This window comes from Pseudomonas sp. R45(2017), assembly GCF_002112305.1.
Classification (GTDB): domain Bacteria; phylum Pseudomonadota; class Gammaproteobacteria; order Pseudomonadales; family Pseudomonadaceae; genus Aquipseudomonas; species Aquipseudomonas paraglycinae.
On sequence record NZ_NEHH01000029.1, the window covers coordinates 1 to 583 of the forward strand.

Consider the following 583-nt stretch of genomic DNA (forward strand, 5'->3'; position numbering starts at 1 on the left):
GGTGGTGTCACTGGTCACCGACTCTTCCAGCACCTGCGGCTGTTTGCCTTCGTGGTGGACTTCGGTGAGCAGCCACAGGTCGTTCCACTTGGCTTTCGGGTGCTCTTTCAGCGCGAGGAAATGGCCGCTGACCAGCAGAGGTTGGTCGCTCTTGCCTTCCGCAAGCTGGAAGTCGCTGCGGTGGCGTTCGAGGGCGCGCTTGGCCAGGTGCTTGCCGCGCTCGCGGTCGACGAAACGGCCCGGGTAGTCGTAATTCTCGAGGTCGGGCAGGGCGTCGCCGCGGTTTTCGCTTTCGAGGGTGATTCGCGGTTTTTCGAAGTCGTAGTCGCGGCGGGTGGTGCGGCTGGTGCGGGTTTCCAGGCGCAGGTCGAAGCGCTTGATCACCGGGTTGCTGGCGACCATGCCGGAGTCCTGCTGATAGGCCACCGGCGCCAGTTTCTTGAACACCGTCTGGTCGTCGCCGAACACCAGTTTGTGGCCCGTGGCGCTGTGCTGGAAGTGGTAGTGAATGCCTTCTTCTTCGCACAGGCGCTGGATGAAATGCAGGTCCGATTCGTCGTACTGCACGCAGTAGAGGCGATCG

At 62.6% G+C, this 583-nt stretch carries 1 protein-coding gene; it reads right to left on the reverse strand.

Going from position 1 to position 583, the window contains the following annotated elements:
- On the reverse strand, nucleotides 1–583 hold a 583-nt coding region (gene tssI, locus CAF74_RS28885), incomplete at both ends, for a type VI secretion system tip protein TssI/VgrG (RefSeq protein WP_139832946.1).